Here is a 17,533-nt window from a genome sequence, read left to right as displayed (position 1 = left end):
ATAGGGGGAGCTGATTACTGATCAATAATCAATTAAGGGCAAAAGGTGCAGAAAATTTAAACGTAGGGATATAAACACGGAATTTCTCGGTCGTAGAAAAGTTGACCATATTATAGTGGCCCCGCATGGCGCCGATAGGTGATGCCAAAAGGCAGCCGGAATTATAGGTATGCGATTCGCCGGGCTTGATCACCGGTTTCTTGCCGATAACGCCCTCGCCGTCGAGCACCTCGAGTGCGTTGAGCGCATCGTAGATTTTCCAGTGCCGCGAGGTAAGCTGCACGGAATCTTTACTCTGGTTTTCTATGGTAATGGTATAGCCAAAGGCAAAATGCATTTTATAGTTCTTGAAGAAGGTGCCTTCAAAACTGGTCTTTACGGAAATCTTAATGCCTTTGGTAACTTGTGTTGTCATGGGATGGTTTTGGTCTAAGTGAAATTCGATTTCAATGGTAATTTAGTCAAAATCAATAGGTAAAAATGTTGGCCGTAACCAATATCAAGGTCGCGAGCACAGCCAATATAAAAAAAATAGTATTCAAAAAAATATATTTAACACTAGTATTAAATAGCCCTTGAGCATAAAAATTTCGTATGGCCTGAAAAAGATATAATCCGAATAGTATCAGAAAAATCCAGTTGCTGGTTATCTCAAAAATGGAATCGATCAAATAACTAATTATGAGCAAGATAAACAACAATGCCGTATTGTGAAAGCTAAAGACCAAATGATCGGTATAATTGTACCTTTTTCTGACATAGACCAACCAAATAAAGAGGGCAATAGCTATCACTGATATCCAATGAATGCCCGCAGTTTAGGCATTCGGTTCCTCGATATTTAAAACGGTACCTGCCTTTTTCCGGTTTTTCGGGAAGGTTTTCCATGTATTTATCCAAATTGAGTACACCGGAGATGTTGTTGATATACTCATCAACCCACATCGATCATTGGTCTTCCTAATTACTGATATCTTGGGAGTTCGCCGACCCCACCCCGATAATACTGTCATACATATCTCCGAAATTCCGATAATACACCAAGATCAGATAGGTGTTCTCGGTAAAGTGAAAATTACCGCAAATCGTGTTGAGGTCGATGACCCCATCTTCGCGCTTGATCACGTATTTATAGTTGTAAAATCCCTGTTTTAGTTTAATAGTGGCTTGCATTAGGCCATTGTTCTTAGTATAGGTCATTTTATTTTCGTCGGTCAAGGCGTAATTGTTGAACTTTCCGAAAACGTAGACATCATCGAGAGCAAGTAGCTCATCATAGGGCAGGGAAAAATGTACCTGAGTGTATTCGGCTTCCCGGGAATTGTCTTCGCCCTGAAGGGTGCGCACCACGAAATCGCCGTTAATATCGGGGTAATAGGTGTATTCCCTGTCGAAGCGATAACCATCGGTAAACAGGTAGTGCTCGTAAAGATCGGCAACTTCTATGCGCGATATCTGCGAGGTCGGTGCCCTCAGGTCGCTGGTGTCGAAATTCAGGTATTCGTTGCCCCCGAAGAAACTGGTTTCCTTATCGTACTTGTAGACCAATTCGCCGCCCAAGGTGTATTGTGGGGGTATGTTGTAGAGGGCCGTTTCCCACTGATAGTTCTGCAAAATGGTCACTTTTACTTCTTTCTTCGGATTGACGAGCTGAAAGTTGCCCTGGTTAATAGTGAATTGCACCACCTGCTTTTCGTTGAGAAAATTGAAGTCCCGCGAGCGTTTGACCGTTCCCCCCACGTTTACGGCATCGGTATAGACCACGAACCTTCTCGAAAATTGGAGCTCATAATTGTCGTTATAGATTTCGAGCACATAATTGCCGCTGACCTTGAGGCTCACATTTTCGTTCGGTATCGTCAATCGATAATTCGAATAGGGTTGTAAGGTATTGTAACTGTTTTCGTAATCGGTGATGCGTTGGTTGTCTATACCATCAAGATATTGCGATTTCAAAAGTTGCGAGGGCGACCAGTCATAATCGCAATGTATAATTTTGTAATAATAGTCCTGCTCGTTGGCCAGCGTATCGTCAAATTCGAGCCTGATAGTCTCCCCGAGCATAACGACGGGAAACTGTTCTCCTGCCGGTCCACCGAAGATAACGGTCTTTATGTTTTCTGGGGGATTTACCTCTTGCTGTACCTGGGAAAATAAGGAGGTTGCAAAAAGAAGAATTATAATCTGTTGAAGGCTTCGGCGCATTTTTCCGCTATTTTTTGGGTAAAGGTAAACAAAATGTGTTCCTATGGAATTCGGATCGGCAAACGACCTAAATTTATGGGCAATTATTATGAAAACTTTCTTTTAAGTAGTATTTTTGACCCGAAATTTACGGAGTCCAATCTTTGGATTCCTTAACATAAGGTCGACTACAACATGTCAAAAGACATCAAGATCACAAAGGGCCTGGACATTAATCTTGTCGGTGCCGCTGAGCAAAACACTTCAAAAGCCGTTCTCAGTAATGTATATGCCATAAATCTGAACGATTTTCATGGGCTGAACCCTAAAATGTTGCTCAAGGAAGGTGGCGAGGTTAAAGCCGGTGAGGCGCTTTTTTACGATAAGAATAAAGAGGATATGAAGTTCGTATCCCCCGTTAGCGGAGAGCTTGTCGAAATCGAGCGTGGGGCCAGAAGGCGTATTCTAAGCCTACGGATATTGGCGGACAAAGAACAGGAGACGGTAGCGAATAGTATCATGGATGTCGAACAGGCATCTAAGGACGATATTAAGGCCTATCTGCTCAAAACAGGATGTTGGCCTTTTATCATTCAGCGGCCGTATTCCGTGATTGCCGATCCCGATGACAATCCGAAGGCCATATTCGTTTCCGGGTATGCGACAGCCCCCTTGGCTGCAGATTCCGATTATGTCTTGCAGGGAAAGGAAAAGGAACTACAGGCCGCTATTACGGCTTTGGGGAAACTTACGGCAGGCAAGGTGCATGTTTCCGTTGGAAAATCTTCCAGTTCCCCGTTGGCAGGCCTCTCGGGCATAGAACTGCACCAGGTTACCGGTCCGCATCCGGCAGGTTTGGTCGGTACCCAGATAAATAAGATCGATCCCATCAATAAAGGGGAAACGGTCTGGACGATTTCCCCACAAGACCTAGTCATCATCGGTGAAATGTTGTTGACCGGTAAATTCAATGCCCAGCGCACGATTGCGTTAGTAGGGTCATCCGTCAAAAAACCGCAATATTATACCACCAAGATCGGTGCCGAGGTATCCACCTTTCTTTACGCCAGCGGTGTGAACGATGAGCGGTTCAGGGTCATCAACGGGGATGTACTCACGGGTACAAAATCAAACCAAGATGGGTATTTGGGCTATTATAACAATACGGTAAGTTGTATTCCCGAAGGCGACGATTACGAGTTCTTCGGATGGAACAAACCTGTTTTCAACAAGATTTCGGCTACCAGGGCACTGACTTTTTCATGGTTGCAGCCCAATAAAAAATATGATCTGACCACGAATACGAACGGAGAACATCGGGCTTTCGTAGTTACCGGTATGTACGAAAAGGTCTTTCCAATGGATATATTCCCCATGCAGCTGCTAAAAGCCTGTATGGTCAAGGATCTTGACGAGATGGAACAATTGGGTCTCTATGAAGTAGCCCCTGAAGATTTTTCGCTAACTGAATTCGTCTGCATTTCGAAACAGCCCCACCAACAGATCATAAGGGATGGATTGGATTTGCTTCAAAAAGAAATAGGATAAAAGATGAGTGATAAAAGACTGACTTTTAAGAAAAGGCTTCATATTATAAAGCATCATTACCGCGGCAAGAAAATGGCACCGGCCTTCAATGCGCTGCATACGTTTTTGTTCACGCCCGACGAAACAACGCATTCTGGTTCCCATGTTCGGGCGGCAGATGATTTGAAACGTACGATGAATACGGTGATCATGGCGCTGATACCGGTGTTGTTGTTCTCCATGTTCAACGCAGGATACCAGTATTATGCTGCCATTGACGCGGCAAACGGAACGGTAAGGGAACTTTCCGTATTAGGGAATTTTTTGACATGGGACAACTTCTGGATCGGTATCATAAAAGTACTGCCCTTAGTGATCGTTTCTTATGGCGTGGGTCTTTTGGTAGAGTTCATCTTTGCCGTTATTAAGGGACACGAGGTAGAAGAGGGCTATTTGGTAACCGGTATGTTGGTGCCCCTAATTGTACCGATCGATACCCCCCTTTGGATGTTGGCCGTTGCCGTAATATTTGGTGTCATCATAGGAAAAGAGGTGTTTGGTGGTACGGGAATGAACATCTTGAATCCCGCACTGACCATCCGTGCATTCCTATTCTTCGCCTATCCTACTTGGATGAGCGGTGACAAGGTCTGGGTGCACAATGCCGTAGACCTCGCAGGTACCCCAGACGCGATTTCAGGGGAGACCATATTAGGGTCTTTGGCCCAAGGCGACGTGTACAGCTATTCCATTTCGGATATGTTCTTTGGATTTATTCCCGGTTCCGTAGGGGAGACCTCGACCTTTTTGATACTGCTCGGTGGCCTCTTTCTGATATTCAGCAAAATTGCCAGTTGGCGGATCATGCTCAGTGCCGTTATCGGTTCATTGGTTATGGGTCTGATTTTTAACGGCGTAGTGGACCAAGGATGGATCGGGGATACCAGTAAGTTCTACGGATTGATGAGCTTCCCGTTTTGGGAGCATCTTATTGTGGGCGGGCTTGCTTTCGGTATCGTTTATATGGCGACCGATCCCGTGACCGGTGCACAGACCAACCGCGGGAAATGGTTTTATGGCTTTTTTATCGGATTTATGTCCGTTATGATTAGGGTATTCAATCCCGCCTATCCCGAAGGTGTATTCTTGGCTATCCTATTAATGAACGTTTTTGCACCGACCATCGACCATTACGTCATCCGTGGAAATATAAAACGAAGATTGAAACGATTGAAGAACGCCACAATTTTGCCTAAGGATTCTGAGGGCGAGGAAAAGGAACTTCAAGTAGAAACTGCATAGTTATGGCAATGAACACAGATAAGAACGTCTATACCATCGTATTTGCGGCCATTATGGTCGTTGTCGTCGGTTCGACCCTGGCTTTCGTGGCCTCGGGGCTCGGGGGAAAGATCAAGGAGAACGAAAGGTTCGAAAAACAACAGAACATACTCTACGCCATGGGCGTTAACGAAAATGTCGATGAGGGCAGCGTCAACTTTGTGCCGGCGGATGAGGTCGAGGACGAATTCTCGAAATACATCAAGAAACAGTTGGTCATTAAGGGCGACAGTCTGATTACCGACAATGAGGCGTACCTGATCGACATGAAAAAGCAATTGGCCAATTATAAAAAAGGGGTAACTCCAGAACTTCCGCTTTTCATTGGCGAGAAAGACGGAAAGGAATATTATATCATCCCCATGTACGGCAAAGGCCTTTGGGATGCTATTTGGGGCTTTATCGCTTTGGATAATAACATGGTCGTACAGGGCGTATTCTTTGATCATAAAGGGGAAACGCCCGGTCTGGGTGCCAATATCAATCAGCGTTATTTTATGGACGATTTTACAGGGGAAACCATTATGCAAGATACCCGATATGCGGGCATTAGTGTTGCCAAGGGCAACAACGACCCCTTGAACGATAGAAAAGAGGATAATAAGGTGGACGCCCTGGCAGGGGCGACGATTACCGGTAACGGGGTTTCGGCCATGATTAGCGAAACCGTAAATCTTTACAAAGATTATTTACAAACTATTAGAGCAAAATAATATGGCATTATTAACAAAAAAAGATGCAAGCCTTATAACGGATCCGTTGGCGGACAATAATCCGATCACCATTCAGGTACTGGGTATCTGTTCGGCACTGGCGATTACGGCTGAACTGAAGGCTTCGATTGTTATGGCCATCGCGGTAATGTTCGTATTGGGTCTTGGTAACGTGGTCATCTCGCTGATGCGGAATGTCATTCCCGGCAAAATACGGATCATTGTGCAACTGATCGTGGTCGCCGCTTTGGTGATCGTTGTCGATCAGGTTCTTAAGGCCTTTGCCTACGAACTGAGCAAAACCTTATCGGTATTCGTCGGCCTCATCATTACCAACTGTATCATTATGGGCCGTTTCGAGGCCTTCGCCCTTGCCAACGGCCCGTGGCGATCCTTTTTGGACGGTATCGGCAACTCGATGGGTTATGGTCTGATTTTGGTCATTGTTGGGTTCTTTAGGGAATTATTGGGATCCGGCACGTTGCTCGGTTACAAAGTGCTGGGAGATCCTATTACCAAGACGGGCCTATATGCAACAGGTTACGAGAACAACGGGTTTATGATTATTCCGCCGGCGGCGCTAATTGTGATCGGAATCATTATTTGGGTGCAGCGCTCCAAAAATGTGGCGCTTATCGAAGATAATTAATTTAGATTTTATAAAGTCTGATATGTTAGAACATGTAGAATTATTTTTTAGGTCCATTTTCATAGACAATATGATATTCGCCACCTTTTTGGGGATGTGTTCCTATTTGGCGGTTTCCAAGAAAGTGACCACCGCCGTGGGCTTGGGGGCGGCCGTAATCTTTGTTTTAGCCGTGACCGTACCCCTGAACTGGTTGTTGGACCAGTATCTCTTGCGAGATGGTGCCCTGACCTGGTTGGGCCCGGAATATGCGGACTACAACCTGAGTTTTCTATCTTTTATCCTGTTTATAGCTACCATAGCCACCATGGTGCAGCTAGTAGAAATCGTCGTAGAGAAGTTCTCGCCGGCGCTGTATAACTCTTTGGGAATCTTTTTACCATTGATAGCAGTGAACTGTGCGATTTTAGGAGGATCATTGTTTATGCAATCCCGTGATATCCAAAGCTTGGGCCTTGCCTTCAACTATGGATTAAGTTCCGGAATTGGCTGGTTTTTGGCCATATTGGCGATTGCCGCTATACGTGAAAAGATACGATACTCGAACGTGCCGCCACCTTTGAGGGGTCTTGGTATTACTTTTATTATTACCGGATTGATGGGCATTGGTTTCCAAAGTTTCGGAGGGATGCTGACCGGAGGGGACGATGCAGCTCCTGCTGAGGGGACCACCGCCGGAGTACCGACAAATAATGAGGACGCCACAGCAGAAACCAAGGTATTTTTGACTAGGGATGATGATCCTATTTCTAAGGAAAATGCTGCGAAGCTAGGTACAACTGCCAGTGAGCCGGCAAATTTATCCGAAAACGCGAAGCAAGAAACTGAAATCACGAAGGATCTTTTCAATAAAGAAAAGGAAGTATCCTATCATGAAGCAATAAATAAATAAATTATGCTATTAGCTACAAGCACGGGTGGTACGATATTGATTACCGTGGTCGCCTTTTTGATACTCTTGATGATCTTGGTCGCTTTGTTGTTGTTCACCAAGGAAAAATTATCCCCGTCCGGTCCCGTAACTATCACTATAAATGGTGAAAAAAAGTTAGAGGTGGGTTCCGGAAGTTCATTGCTAACTACGTTGAGCAACCAAAAGATATTCTTGCCTTCGGCCTGTGGTGGTGGCGGTACCTGCATTCAGTGCGAGTGCCACGTGCTTTCGGGCGGGGGAGAGGCACTACCGACCGAAACACCGCATTTTTCAAAAAGGGAACTGAACGCAGGTGCACGCTTGTCCTGTCAGGTTAAGGTGAAACAGGACATGGAAATTACGATACCCGAAGAGGTGTTCGGTATCAAAAAATGGCCCGCCAAAGTGGTACGAAATTATAATGTGGCTTCTTTCATTAAAGAATTTGTAGTCGAGATCCAAGAGGATATGGGGTATAAAGCCGGGGGATATATCCAGATTGAAATCCCGAAATGTGAAATCAATTATAAGGATATCGATATTACGGCGCATCCAGAGGAGCATGAGACTCCCGATAAATTTCAGGAGGAATGGGACAAGTTCAACCTATGGCCCTTGGTAATGAAAAATCCGGAAACCGTGGAAAGAGCCTACTCTATGGCCTCGTTTCCCGCTGAGGGCAAAGAGATTATGTTGAACGTACGCATCGCGACCCCACCTTGGGACCGCTCAAAGAACGGATGGATGACCGTCAATCCGGGTGTGGCTTCCTCGTATATATTTTCCTTGAAAAAGGGCGACGATGTGACTATTTCAGGGCCTTTTGGTGAATTTTTTATAAACGAATCGGATTCAGAAATGCTTTACGTAGGTGGGGGTGCAGGTATGGCGCCCATGCGATCGCATCTCTACCATTTGTTCGAGACCTTAAAGACCAATCGGAAGGTATCCTACTGGTACGGGGGCCGCTCAAAACGGGAACTTTTCTATATCGATCATTTCAAAGCCTTGGAAAAGGAATTCCCGAACTTTAAATTCTACATGGCGCTTTCCGAGCCTGCCGAAGAGGATAACTGGAAAGTCAAGGAAGATATCGATGCCCCCGGCGATGGTTTTGTCGGTTTTATCCACAACTGTGTTATCGATAATTATTTAAGCAAACACGAATCTCCCGAAGATATTGAACTGTATTTCTGTGGTCCTCCTTTGATGAACAAAGCGGTACAGAAAATGGGCGAGGATTACGGTATTCCAGATGAACACATCCGATTTGATGATTTTGGCGGGTAATTAAACTTTTTGTCATTCCCGCCTTTCCACTCCGCCTAGGATGAATTTCGTCGGGAATCTAATACATCATTAAGAAGACCGATATCTCGATATCGGTTTTTTTGAACGAATAGTTGAACCATGGCAAAACCCCTGACGGAACAAGAGCTTCACAACCTGGCCATGAATATCGTCGGCAAGCAGTTAGAAGCCGAAGGTTTTGAATTTATGGCGGTAAACAGCAAACCAAAAAAGAATCCACAGTTCGTCTGCCTGAAAGAAAAACAGCTGCATTTTATTGTGGTACGCTGTGTGTCTTATCCCGAAAACCCCAAGGAATATGACGTCAAACTGATAGAAAAGGTAAAAAAGCATGCCGAAAGTTTCGAAGCCAAATCCTATTTTGCAGGCGTCGGGCTTTCGAATGCGAAAGACCAAGGGCTTCCCGTATATCTTAACGAGGATTATATCGTGGAGTACGAAGGACTGGTAGAAGTTTAAAATTTAAGTCCAAATCCATCCGCAGCGGTGTTCCGAGGGAATTAAAGCGCAGACGGGAATCTTTTTGGCATATTGAAATTATATTGCCTCACTATGCGAAATCCTGTACCTTTTGCGGTAAGGCCGGGGAATCTCTGAAGATTTTGAAATAAATGTTTGAATTTCAGTAGTCATAATGAAATATACCTATTTTTCCCTCATTGCCTTATTGTTTTTTTCCTGCTCACCCAATGGACCGGAAATATTTAAAAACCAAAACGCTGGCAGCGCTTTGGGTACTTCCTATAGCCTTACCTATTTGTCCGACAAACAGCTCGATTTACAAAAGGAAATCGATTCCGTTTTCGATACGGTCAACCGGTCCCTGTCTACCTACATTCCCAATTCGGATATTTCCAAAATCAATCGCGGCGATTCTACCCTTGTGGTCGATGCCATGTTTCGGGATGTTTTTGAACTTTCCAAAGAAATTTATGAGAAAACGGAAGGGTATTTCGACCCTACCGTAGGCGTTTTGGTCGATGCCTGGGGCTTCGGTCCTGGGGAACAAATGGAACTGGACAGCGTTCGAATCGATAGTTTGTTAAATTTTGTTGGTTTCGACAAGGTAACCCTAACCGATGAAAACACCATCGTAAAATCGAATCCGGACATTCATCTGGATTTCAACGCAATCGCTAAAGGATACACGATAGATCGGTTGGCGCGGCTGATGGATCAAAAGAATATTCAAGATTATCTCCTGGAAGTAGGAGGTGAAGTGGTCGCCAAGGGCTTGAATAAAATCAAGGAGAAGCAGTGGGTAGTCGGTATTGATGACCCCCAAATGGGCGATACCCGTAAACTCAAGATTCTAATCAACTTAAAGGACAGGGCTTTGGCCTCTTCGGGAAACTATCGAAAGTTCAGAACGGATCCGATTACAGGTAAGAAATATGTGCATACCATAGATCCGAAGACCGGATTCACCAAAAATGCGAATACTTTAGGAGTCACCACCTTGGCCAACACCTGCGCCAAGGCCGATGCCTATGCCACGGCCTTCATGGCTATGGATCTGGACGAAGCCATTAAACTATTGACCAGTCAGCGCGAACTGGAAGCCTATATCGTTTACCTCGATGAAAAAGGCGAGCCGCAGGAATTCATGACCGAAGGGTTCAAGCAGCTGATTACGGAGTAGGATCAAGACAGGCCTATTTCTACAAAAAGGAATACATATTTCGGGTTTATTTTCTTACCACGGGAATAATCTCCCCATCAGCAAGTCGAAATTTTTCAATGTCCGATGCCAGTAAGGAGGCGGTATAATCAACTTCTTCGACCGTAAAACCGACGCTTCTCAGTTTGTCGAAATAATCCCTTCCGTAAATGCGAACATGGTCGTATTGCCCGAAGATTTTGGCGCGTTCTTTTTGATCGGTAATGGTATCGTCTTCAAAGGTTTCATCCCTTTTCAGGTCTTGGGGAATTTGAAATATGCCCCATCCCCCCGTTTTGAGTACCCTGTACATTTCTGACATGGCTTTGGTGTCATCGGGAATATGTTCAAGAACGTGATTGCAGAGAATGACGTCGAAGGTCTCTTTTTCAAAAGGCAGATCGCAAATATCGGCTTTGACATCCGCCAAGGGGGAGTTCAGATCGGTGGTGGTATATTCCAGATTTTTTAGCTTCCGAAAGCGTTTGTAGAAAGCCTGTTCGGGAGCAAAGTGTAAAATTTTAAGGGGAGCGGTAAAAAAATCGGTCTCCTTCTTAAGATACAACCATAACAGCCGGTGGCGTTCAAGTGATAGGGTAGAGGGGGAGAGTACATTTTCACGGGGACTTTCATAGCCGTAGGGCAAGAAGCTCTTGAAACGTCGGCCGTCGATAGGGTCTTCGTACCGATAGCCCCGCATCAAGAGCGCCAATATGGGGCGAGCCAGATAGCTCAATTTAATGAGCAGTGGCCGAGGAAGGGTATTCAGGATGTACTTGAAAAATTTGGACACGGATAACAGGAATTTGAACTACTTTTTTAAATTTTTTGCCCCCGTGTTTTGATTATAACACCAATTTAGACTGCCGAAACTCATTTTCCTCATCACTATCGACCCCTAACGCTTCATAAATATACTGAAACGTAGAAAGAAGCTCCGGTTTACCATTCACAATCGCCACATTGTGCTCGAAGTGCGCACTAGGTTTTCCGTCGGCCGTAAGTATGGTCCACCCATCTTTTAACTGTTTGATACGTCGGGTGCCGCCGTTGATCATGGGCTCAATGGCGACTACCATGCCTTCGAGGAATTTTTTACCCCTTCCCCGCTTACCGTAATTGGGCATTTCGGGCGCTTCGTGCAGTTTTTTCCCCAAACCATGCCCTACCAACTCGCGTACCACGCCATAGCCATGCCCTTCGCAGTAGTTTTGTATAGCATAGCCCACGTCGCCCACTCGGTTGCCGATCTTAAATTCACGGATGCCGATATAGAGGGACTCCTTCGTGACCCGCAACAGTTTTTCGGTTTCGGGATCTATTTCCCCGATAGGGAAGGTATAAGCATGGTCACCGTAATATCCGTTTTTAAGGGCACCACAATCCACAGAGAGAATATCGCCCTCTTTCAGCGGTTCTTTATTGGGAATACCATGTACCACTTGGGCATTGGGACTCATATTCAAGGTATTCGGAAAGTCGTACATTCCTAAAAAACCAGGTTCCGCACCTTGCTCGCGGATGTAATCTTCCGCAAGTTTATCCAGATAAAGCGCATTTACCCCGGGTTTGATTTCCGATGCCAGCATGCCCAAAGTCTTGGAGACGACCAAGGCACTTTCGCGCATCAATTCGATTTCTTCGGATGTTTTGATTTTGACCATAGTTTGCAAAGATAAAGTTTTCAGACCAACGCATGCCTAGTCATCAATTCCGGCTGTTCGATGCCCATCATTTTCAAAATGGTCGGTGCGATATCGCCCAAGACTCCATCTTTGATTTCTTTGATATCGTCATCCACCAAAATTAGAGGTACGGGGTTGGTAGTGTGCGATGTATTAGGACTGCCATCGGGATTGACCATGGTCTCGCAATTGCCGTGGTCGGCGATAACGATGACAGAATATCCGTTTTCCTTGGCCACCGTAATGACGGACTTGGCACAAGCATCGACAGTTTCGCAGGCTTTGATGGCCGCTTGCATATCGCCGGTGTGGCCTACCATATCGGGGTTGGCAAAGTTCAGGCATACAAAATCGACTTCGCCTTTTTGCAGTTCGGGAATAATGGCATCCCGAATCTCATAGGCGCTCATTTCAGGCTGCAGGTCATAGGTCGCGACCTTGGGCGATGGACACAACAAACGCTGTTCGCCATCGAAAGGAACTTCCCTTCCTCCGTTAAAAAAGAAGGTCACATGCGGATATTTCTCGGTTTCGGCGATACGGATCTGTTTTTTTCCGGCTTTTTCCAATACTTCCCCTAAGGTTTCCTTGATATTTTCTTTGTTATAGACCACGTGAATATCCTTATAGGCATCATCATAGTTGGTAAGGGTTACGTAGTACAGGTTCAGCTTATGCATATTCTTTTCATGCATGTCTATCTGGGTCAAGACCTCGGTCAGCTGTCTTCCACGATCGGTCCTGAAATTGAAGAAAATGATTACATCGTCTTCTTTGATTTGGGCGACCGGTTCGCCTTCGGCATCCGTCATAATGATCGGCTTGATAAACTCGTCGGTGATATCGGCGTCATAACTTTTCTGCATGGATTCGGCAATATCCGAAGACTTTTCGCCTTCGGCATTGACCATGGCATCGTAGGCCAGTTTGATCCGTTCCCAGCGTTTATCTCGGTCCATCGCATAATATCGGCCGATTACGGTAGCCAGTTTCGTATGTTTATCGGAAGCGAATTCCTTTAAATCTACCAAGAAACCCTTCCCACTTTTAGGATCGACGTCGCGACCATCGGTAAAAGCATGTACGAACATGTTTGACACTCCATAATCATATCCGGCTTTGATCAGTCCCTTGATATGGTTAATGTGGCTGTGTACCCCGCCGTCGCTTACCAGGCCTAAAAAGTGTACGGCCTTATTATTTTTCTTGGCGTAGTCAAAGGCATCCTTTAATACCTTTTCGTCTTTGAGCGTATTTTCTTTGACGGCCAGATTGATTTTGGCCAAATCTTGATAAACGATACGGCCCGCACCTAAATTCATGTGGCCCACCTCACTATTGCCCATTTGGCCTTCGGGAAGGCCTACGTTCATGCCATCGGTCAAGAGATTGGCATTGGGATACTCTTTGTAGAGTGAGTCGACAAAGGGGGTGTTGGCGTTATCTATAGCGGAGATTTTGGGATCGGGTGACTTGCCCCATCCGTCCAAAATCATGAGTATTACTTTTTTGTTCATTTTTGGATTTTTATCGGTAGTCAAAAATAAAGCTATCCATTTAGTATACCCAGTATTTCCCGTAGCTTTTTAAACTATGTACAGGACCAAAATGTTAAAATAATGTTATTTTGTACGGGATGATGAAACATTATAGGGCAAGCTTCGTCTCTTTAGTATAGGATTTCACGAGAATTCCTTTATAAATTAATTATTTCATCAATCTAAATCATTCATCATGAGAAAAACGATTCTAACTGTTGCCGCGGCCTTTATGGTCGCCGTGACCGGCCTTAGTGCCAAGGAAATTTCAGCTGCAACCGATGGGCCTGCCATCACCAAGAACATCAAGGAAGTCAATATCAGTTCGTTCTGTAAGGCCATCGTAAAAGGGGACTACAATACCGTAAAAAGTTTGGTCGACCTCGGCGAAGACGTCAACCAAAAATCATTGGGCATGACCCCTGCGATGTTCGCGGCCCGTTACAACAAAGTGGAAATTCTGGAACTGCTTATCGAAAGCGGCGCCGACTTGCAGATTAAGAGCGACAACGGCTTCTCGGTAAAAAAATATGCCGAACTCTCGAATGCCGTGGATGCCCTTGCCGTTTTGGAAACGGCTTTAGGCAGTTGATATATCCAAGCGGTCGTTAAAAACGGCAGAAAAAGAAACCCGATTATCTTGCTTCGTGCGGATAATCGGGTTTTATTTTTTAGTTGTAGGAGGGGGACAAGTAAAGAAGCAGCGGATTTCTAAAAATCAAATCCATTTAAGGCCCTGTCCATAAAAGCATATACGGCCAAAAAGAGCATCAGGGCGCAGAACACCGAATATACTTTTAGCAGTACCACCAGTATCTCAGGCTTACAGCCCTTAAAAGCTTGGATATAAATAGTTCGAAAATGTGATAGCGTACCCATATAGAGGTGATTTAGTCACAGCTAAGAGGGTTGAAGATCACTGGGTAAGATATACTTGGGCAACACAAATGTACGAAAATTACTGCTTTATAGAGGGACGACTCAACGAATTTAATACCCGTTCAACGTAAAATTGAAATACGAAATGGAACATCAGGCCATTAATAATTCTATGGACTAGTTTCAAGTGCCAAACTTCAGCAGGCGACTTGTAAACTTCAACTGGCAACCTTCAAGACACCCTCTTCATTTCGATATTTCTCGATCGATTCCCGAATTCTTTCGATGCGATTGCCGGGGTCGGGATGGGTACTTTGAAATTCCGGCACCCTCTCCGAGCCTCCTGAGGCGGCTTTTAGAATTTCCATTACTTGAATCATTTCTTCGGGATCGTATCCGGATTGCATCATAAAAAGAACCCCAAGGTCATCGCTTTCCAACTCGTCGCCGCGCCCGTTTTTCAAGAGGGTATTCTGGCCGATGCCAGCTACGACCCCTCCCATATCGGCACCTACGGATGCGCCAGTAGAAACGGTCTGCCAAAATTCGCTGTCCGCGATACGTTCTGCGGAGTGCCTGCCGATGACGTGGCCAATCTCATGGCCCAAAACGCCGGCCAATTGGGCCTCGTTCAATTCTTTAAAAAGCGCATAGGTGATAAAAACGGGTCCGCCGGGCAGGGCAAAGGCATTGACGGTCTGGTCATCGGCCAAGAGATGGAAATCATATTGATAGGGGGTCTCTTTGGCGATGCTGTTCTGGACCAGACTTTTGCCTACCTTATCGACATAGGCCTGTAATTTTTCGTCGGGATAAAGTCCGCCGTACTGCTGTGCGATTTCAGGGGTACTTTGCAGCCCGATCGCAATCTCCTGATCGGCACTCATGTTAATGGTCTGAGACCTTCCGGTATACGGGTTTTCCTCTTTGTTACTACAGCGTTGCACATAGGCGAAGCCCACAATGGCCAGCCCGATTAGTATCCGTATTTTCCAATTCCCTCGTCGCATGGTTTATTTTTTGATAAGGGATTCAAGATACGAAAAAGATGATTACAACAACTCTGTATTAATATCCAGAATATTGTCTTCGATGTAATGGGTCAAGAAACCTTCGGTAAAATGGTCGCTTCCGATAAAATCTTCTTTTTGTAGGAGGAGCATGATGTTCTTTCTGCGGAATTCGGCCAACATGGGAATGGATATCGGGGCGTAGCTATAATGCCAAGGCTCGTATTTAAAGCCACGGCGCCCGGGAGTATCGGTATAGACCAGATGAAAATCGTAGGTTTTGGAATTTTCGTCCATCCATTTTTTGAAATCCGCATAGGGTTTGCCTTCGGCAAATTTGGAAGGCACTAGCACATCGCCCTCGACTTTTCGGTAGCCGTCGACGATATCGATATCAGTTCCCCAATGGTGTCGGCTAGTACCGGGAATGGTAGAATATTCGATGATCTTATCGATCGCCGCAATGGGTTTCATTCCGTCGTCATCGGTATAGCGCTGGTATTTCCGCTCAAAAATGGAACGCTGATGTTCGAAACTCCGATAGCTCGATACCGGCTTAAGGTCGATACCGTCGCTATAGGCCGCCTTTTTCATGGTGACAAACGCGTCGTGTGCCTCTTTTTTTAGTTGATAGCCTTCGCCATATAACTCGATATCGGCCTTGCCCATCAACTCTAAAATGGAATATTCAAAATCGTTTGAAAAGGACAGATGGGGCAGGGCAGTCAATGCCAGTCCGGTTAGACCTGTTTTTTGGAGGAAGGAACGTCTTTGCATGGTGATGGTTTACTAAGTTAACGGAGGATATTTTGGTTTTGGTATTTTGCTACCTTACAAATATACTGCCAATCCGTTTTTTCGGGCGGGCTGAGCGTATTATTATGGAATAAAAGCGAATATTCACTGATTTTTTTCTGTTTTGCCACTTGGGACTGAACCTGTCTAGTCGTTCGCCAAATACAAAAACCCTTGAAACATAAGACTGATATCGTCCATGGAAACGATATAGAAATACACGCCGGAAGGTAGGCCCTTATCCCTAGATATTACCAGGTTGTCTACATTTGAAAAACCGTTGAATTCATTGGAGTAATTGACTTTTTCGAAAACCTTGGACCCGTTTCGGTCGTAGATTTTCATGTGGTTGTTGGGGGATTGCGCCAATTCGGGAATATTCAAAAAGTCGTTGATGCCGTCTCCGTTCGGGCTGACGAGATAATCGTCAAGATCGAGATAATCGCGGGGTTCTGCGGATGCGCCAAAAGTTATCGCCGCATAGTTGTCGGGAATAAATGCATTGGAAACGGCAAAGCCTTGTGAAAGGTCGCCCATAGTGGTGGGACCGCTAAGATTTTCCCACTGGTTCAAAGCCTTGCTCCAACCTACCAGAACGATTTCGGATACGTCATTGGTCAGGTTGGCAATGTCGCTGCGTTCGTTCCAGCTGAGCTGCACGGTAGAGGATTCCGAACCTTCCAACCGCCAGAATTCTACGGTACTGATTTTACTGATATTGACCGGTCGGGCACTGGTACTAAAGGAAGTGGCAAACGTACTGGGGGTATTGGGGTCTTCGAAAAAATAGGCGCATTTGCTGATTGTATTGATATTGGTGGAGTTTAAGATCAGCGGCCGTAATTGTTCGAAATCGCCCACGGGAAACGTAAACCCCTGTTGCCCGGCCAGACTGACATAACCTTCGACCTTACCGATATCGCTTTCCCCGGTGGAAAAAGCGTTGTCGAGAAAATTCAGGGTGGTACCAGAATCGGCTCTAGGCGTAGATACGTCTCCCGTTATAAAGTTGACATTGTTTATAATGTTTAGGGTATTGTTTAGGACCACTCCGTTTTGGGTGACGAATTCCGCATCAAAAAAGGAAGGGAACAACGCCCCGGAAATACTTATCGGCAAATCGCCGTAAAACCCGACCAGTCCCAGGTTTTCATCGAAAAGCCCATCGTTGACCAGATTGGTATGGAAGCCCATTTGGCCGTTTTCATGTATACGCAGGTTGCCCGTGTTTTGCAGGGCGGTTTGAGCGTGGAGGCGCAAAGCGATGAATATAAATAGTATGAAGAGTTTTTCTTTCATAAATCGTCTATGGTCGATGTTTAAGCCAT

General features: G+C 45.4%; 18 protein-coding genes. 9 read left to right on the top strand and 9 right to left on the bottom strand.

The genetic code is table 11. The features are described 5' to 3' along the window. Positions 1-28: 28 nt before the first annotated feature. On the bottom strand, positions 29-415 hold the full coding sequence (gene apaG, locus BLT07_RS05560; RefSeq protein ID WP_091866639.1) for a Co2+/Mg2+ efflux protein ApaG: 387 nt from the start codon (positions 413-415) through the stop codon (positions 29-31). Positions 416-960: 545 nt separating this feature from the next. Continuing rightward, positions 961-2,205, bottom strand: coding sequence for a type IX secretion system plug protein (locus BLT07_RS05550; protein WP_091866636.1), 1,245 nt, complete (start codon positions 2,203-2,205; stop codon positions 961-963). 174 nt (positions 2,206-2,379) lie between these two features. Between BLT07_RS05550 and BLT07_RS05545 the strand changes: the two genes are divergently transcribed. The 8 genes from BLT07_RS05545 to BLT07_RS05510 all read left to right on the top strand — a co-directional run bounded on the left by BLT07_RS05545 (position 2,380) and on the right by BLT07_RS05510 (position 10,280). Then, positions 2,380-3,732 (top strand): Na(+)-translocating NADH-quinone reductase subunit A, encoded by a 1,353-nt coding sequence (locus BLT07_RS05545; protein ID WP_091866634.1) that lies wholly within the window; start codon positions 2,380-2,382, stop codon positions 3,730-3,732. A 3-nt stretch (positions 3,733-3,735) separates the two neighbouring features. Further along, on the top strand, positions 3,736-5,013 hold the full coding sequence (locus BLT07_RS05540) for an NADH:ubiquinone reductase (Na(+)-transporting) subunit B (protein ID WP_091866632.1): 1,278 nt from the start codon (positions 3,736-3,738) through the stop codon (positions 5,011-5,013). Between the two features lie 2 nt (positions 5,014-5,015). Continuing rightward, a complete protein-coding gene (locus BLT07_RS05535) occupies positions 5,016-5,765 on the top strand; it encodes a Na(+)-translocating NADH-quinone reductase subunit C (protein ID WP_091866630.1) in 750 nt (249 codons plus the stop codon). 1 nt (position 5,766) lies between these two features. Further along, the gene (locus BLT07_RS05530; RefSeq protein WP_091866628.1) at positions 5,767-6,414 is read left to right on the top strand and encodes an NADH:ubiquinone reductase (Na(+)-transporting) subunit D; all 648 of its coding nucleotides are present in this window, start codon (positions 5,767-5,769) and stop codon (positions 6,412-6,414) included. A gap of 22 nt (positions 6,415-6,436) precedes the next feature. Beyond that, positions 6,437-7,306 (top strand): NADH:ubiquinone reductase (Na(+)-transporting) subunit E, encoded by an 870-nt coding sequence (gene nqrE / locus BLT07_RS05525; protein ID WP_245726458.1) that lies wholly within the window; start codon positions 6,437-6,439, stop codon positions 7,304-7,306. Positions 7,307-7,309: 3 nt separating this feature from the next. Then, positions 7,310-8,617 (top strand): NADH:ubiquinone reductase (Na(+)-transporting) subunit F, encoded by a 1,308-nt coding sequence (nqrF, locus tag BLT07_RS05520; RefSeq protein ID WP_091866626.1) that lies wholly within the window; start codon positions 7,310-7,312, stop codon positions 8,615-8,617. A 120-nt stretch (positions 8,618-8,737) separates the two neighbouring features. Then, positions 8,738-9,097: a Na(+)-translocating NADH-quinone reductase subunit F gene (locus BLT07_RS05515; protein ID WP_091866624.1), complete on the top strand. Its 360-nt coding sequence runs from the start codon at positions 8,738-8,740 to the stop codon at positions 9,095-9,097. A gap of 175 nt (positions 9,098-9,272) precedes the next feature. Further along, positions 9,273-10,280, top strand: coding sequence for an FAD:protein FMN transferase (locus BLT07_RS05510; protein ID WP_091866621.1), 1,008 nt, complete (start codon positions 9,273-9,275; stop codon positions 10,278-10,280). A 46-nt stretch (positions 10,281-10,326) separates the two neighbouring features. Here the strand turns inward: BLT07_RS05510 and BLT07_RS05505 are convergent, their stop codons facing one another. The 3 genes from BLT07_RS05505 to gpmI are packed head-to-tail and all read right to left on the bottom strand — an operon-like array spanning position 10,327 to position 13,500. After that, positions 10,327-11,091 carry a class I SAM-dependent methyltransferase gene (locus BLT07_RS05505; protein WP_091866619.1) on the bottom strand — a complete coding sequence of 255 codons (765 nt, stop codon included), beginning with the start codon at positions 11,089-11,091 and terminating at the stop codon, positions 10,327-10,329. Positions 11,092-11,143: 52 nt separating this feature from the next. Beyond that, complete coding sequence (map, locus tag BLT07_RS05500; protein WP_091866617.1) at positions 11,144-11,962, bottom strand: type I methionyl aminopeptidase; 819 nt, start codon at positions 11,960-11,962, stop codon at positions 11,144-11,146. Positions 11,963-11,982: 20 nt separating this feature from the next. Further along, complete coding sequence (gpmI, locus tag BLT07_RS05495; protein WP_091866615.1) at positions 11,983-13,500, bottom strand: 2,3-bisphosphoglycerate-independent phosphoglycerate mutase; 1,518 nt, start codon at positions 13,498-13,500, stop codon at positions 11,983-11,985. Positions 13,501-13,717: 217 nt separating this feature from the next. Between gpmI and BLT07_RS05490 the strand changes: the two genes are divergently transcribed. Continuing rightward, positions 13,718-14,113 carry an ankyrin repeat domain-containing protein gene (locus BLT07_RS05490; RefSeq protein ID WP_091866614.1) on the top strand — a complete coding sequence of 132 codons (396 nt, stop codon included), beginning with the start codon at positions 13,718-13,720 and terminating at the stop codon, positions 14,111-14,113. Positions 14,114-14,232: 119 nt separating this feature from the next. Here BLT07_RS05490 and BLT07_RS20905 read toward each other — a convergent pair whose 3' ends face one another. The 4 genes from BLT07_RS20905 to BLT07_RS05475 all read right to left on the bottom strand — a co-directional run bounded on the left by BLT07_RS20905 (position 14,233) and on the right by BLT07_RS05475 (position 17,504). Then, positions 14,233-14,400, bottom strand: a complete 168-nt coding sequence (locus tag BLT07_RS20905) for a DUF6747 family protein (protein ID WP_175455267.1) — start codon at positions 14,398-14,400, stop codon at positions 14,233-14,235. 218 nt (positions 14,401-14,618) lie between these two features. Then, positions 14,619-15,410: a M48 family metalloprotease gene (locus tag BLT07_RS05485; RefSeq protein WP_091866612.1), complete on the bottom strand. Its 792-nt coding sequence runs from the start codon at positions 15,408-15,410 to the stop codon at positions 14,619-14,621. Positions 15,411-15,452: 42 nt separating this feature from the next. After that, on the bottom strand, positions 15,453-16,187 hold the full coding sequence (locus BLT07_RS05480; protein WP_091866610.1) for a M15 family metallopeptidase: 735 nt from the start codon (positions 16,185-16,187) through the stop codon (positions 15,453-15,455). A 165-nt stretch (positions 16,188-16,352) separates the two neighbouring features. After that, positions 16,353-17,504 carry a T9SS type B sorting domain-containing protein gene (locus BLT07_RS05475; protein WP_091867326.1) on the bottom strand — a complete coding sequence of 384 codons (1,152 nt, stop codon included), beginning with the start codon at positions 17,502-17,504 and terminating at the stop codon, positions 16,353-16,355. Positions 17,505-17,533: the final 29 nt, after the last annotated feature.

It is taken from the genome of Pricia antarctica (assembly GCF_900101815.1).
In the GTDB taxonomy this organism is placed as follows: Bacteria; Bacteroidota; Bacteroidia; order Flavobacteriales; family Flavobacteriaceae; genus Pricia; species Pricia antarctica.
The sequence above is the reverse complement of the archived record's forward strand: the minus strand, read 5'-3'. Positions and strand labels throughout refer to the sequence as shown.

Bases quoted from the DNA above. Each gene is read 5' to 3' on its own strand.
- apaG (WP_091866639.1), bottom strand. From the start codon at position 415: ATGACAACACAAGTTACCAAAGGCATTAAGATTTCCGTAAAGACCAGT.
- BLT07_RS05550 (WP_091866636.1), bottom strand. From the start codon at position 2,205: ATGCGCCGAAGCCTTCAACAGATTATAATTCTTCTTTTTGCAACCTCC.
- BLT07_RS05545 (WP_091866634.1), top strand. From the start codon at position 2,380: ATGTCAAAAGACATCAAGATCACAAAGGGCCTGGACATTAATCTTGTC.
- BLT07_RS05540 (WP_091866632.1), top strand. From the start codon at position 3,736: ATGAGTGATAAAAGACTGACTTTTAAGAAAAGGCTTCATATTATAAAG.
- BLT07_RS05535 (WP_091866630.1), top strand. From the start codon at position 5,016: ATGGCAATGAACACAGATAAGAACGTCTATACCATCGTATTTGCGGCC.
- BLT07_RS05530 (WP_091866628.1), top strand. From the start codon at position 5,767: ATGGCATTATTAACAAAAAAAGATGCAAGCCTTATAACGGATCCGTTG.
- nqrE (WP_245726458.1), top strand. From the start codon at position 6,437: ATGTTAGAACATGTAGAATTATTTTTTAGGTCCATTTTCATAGACAAT.
- nqrF (WP_091866626.1), top strand. From the start codon at position 7,310: ATGCTATTAGCTACAAGCACGGGTGGTACGATATTGATTACCGTGGTC.
- BLT07_RS05515 (WP_091866624.1), top strand. From the start codon at position 8,738: ATGGCAAAACCCCTGACGGAACAAGAGCTTCACAACCTGGCCATGAAT.
- BLT07_RS05510 (WP_091866621.1), top strand. From the start codon at position 9,273: ATGAAATATACCTATTTTTCCCTCATTGCCTTATTGTTTTTTTCCTGC.
- map (WP_091866617.1), bottom strand. From the start codon at position 11,962: ATGGTCAAAATCAAAACATCCGAAGAAATCGAATTGATGCGCGAAAGT.
- gpmI (WP_091866615.1), bottom strand. From the start codon at position 13,500: ATGAACAAAAAAGTAATACTCATGATTTTGGACGGATGGGGCAAGTCA.
- BLT07_RS05490 (WP_091866614.1), top strand. From the start codon at position 13,718: ATGAGAAAAACGATTCTAACTGTTGCCGCGGCCTTTATGGTCGCCGTG.
- BLT07_RS20905 (WP_175455267.1), bottom strand. From the start codon at position 14,400: ATGGGTACGCTATCACATTTTCGAACTATTTATATCCAAGCTTTTAAG.
- BLT07_RS05485 (WP_091866612.1), bottom strand. From the start codon at position 15,410: ATGCGACGAGGGAATTGGAAAATACGGATACTAATCGGGCTGGCCATT.
- BLT07_RS05480 (WP_091866610.1), bottom strand. From the start codon at position 16,187: ATGCAAAGACGTTCCTTCCTCCAAAAAACAGGTCTAACCGGACTGGCA.
- BLT07_RS05475 (WP_091867326.1), bottom strand. From the start codon at position 17,504: ATGAAAGAAAAACTCTTCATACTATTTATATTCATCGCTTTGCGCCTC.